At 39.8% G+C, this 1,261-nt stretch carries 1 protein-coding gene; it reads right to left on the bottom strand.

Features of this window, described 5'->3' with window-relative positions; all coding sequences use genetic code 11:
- Positions 1 to 93 precede the first annotated feature (93 nt).
- Entirely contained in the window at positions 94 to 798 is a 705-nt protein-coding gene (locus ACSX1H_RS19285; protein WP_439185888.1) for a hypothetical protein, read from the bottom strand.
- Between the last annotated feature and the right edge of the window lie 463 nt (positions 799 to 1,261).

Here is a 1,261-nt window from a genome sequence, read left to right as displayed (position 1 = left end):
GCGTTGAGATTGTCCGTCCGAGAGGACGAGACTATCGAGGCGGGAATCTGCCCACCCAAAGTGAGCCGGACTGCTATGCGCTATGGCGGCGTGTTAGGCACTGGCATTTTTCTTAATTTCCTCAAAAATATCAACTAAGAATAAGTCACCTTTGGGTTCAATATTATATTCTTTCTTAATCTTTACTAATGCTTTATCAGTGTCTAAATCAAAATCAAATAGACTTGTCATATCTGAGATGAAACAGTCATAATAGTTTATTTCAATTATCTTATCAAAAAAGTCAACCGCAATGTCTTCAAGATTGTCTATTCTTTCTGTTTCTGCATATTGGATAGGTACTTTTTTTCCTGGTCTGGGAAGTTCATTGTTATTCTTTTTATAATCTTTAAAATTTGCTTCCAAGTTATTTATCGCACTTTGTTTTGTCGGTCCATGTGCAGTAAATAAAATCCAATTTGTAAATGATGCTCCAAATTGAATATCAGGCTCATTTGAATTTGTGTTTCTCCAAGTTTCTAATGGATAGTCGTTAAAATCCCATTCATTTTTGAAGTAAGATTTAACGTATTTGTATAATGCTCGAATCTGTTTCATTTGCTTGTGCCTAACGTTGGCAGCTATGGCGCGTGGGAGAGGGTTGGCAAAATAGACCCTTCCAAATGTAGCAAAGCCAAAGCACATATTTAGCTTTATCTTCCCATTGGAAAGCCAAATCTGTGATTTGGCGCTGGTCGGTTCTGCAGTTCCCAACCCAATAGCACTGACTCCCCATGCGCTATGCTGCGTGTTAGGCACAGTGATTTATTTTTTGTCGTAAATGTTTTGTTCGGGTTGTTGTTCTTATTGTCATTATAGTCTGTTCGCGCGGGCAATTGTCAGGCAGTCCGTTTTGTTATTGCAGTCAATTATCAATCTGCATGTTTTGGAGTCCTCCGTTAATTGCCTGCAAATCATGTTAAGGCTTAAAAGTCAGTCGTTATACCCCTTGTTATTGATGGTCTAAATGTACGCTGACCCAAATATTTACGTCAATCTAATTGTTATCGTGGTCTAAATACAGTCTGGAATCCGTTTTTGTCCGTCCGTTTGCTTAAACAACCCGAATGTTGGTTTTCATTTTGCGTTCCGCTAATTATAGTATATCGAAAACCTTCATTGTGCCTAACGGTTAGCTGCATGATGCGGTAGCAGATTCGCGGTGCTGATTGTCCGTCCGACAGGACTGACAATCAAGGCGGGAATCGGCCCAACCGAAGCG

The sequence above is a fragment of the Carboxylicivirga taeanensis genome, assembly GCF_051851475.1.
Lineage (GTDB): Bacteria > Bacteroidota > Bacteroidia > Bacteroidales > Marinilabiliaceae > Carboxylicivirga > Carboxylicivirga taeanensis.
Note: the sequence above shows the minus strand (reverse complement) of the source record. Positions and strands in the feature narration are given on the sequence as shown.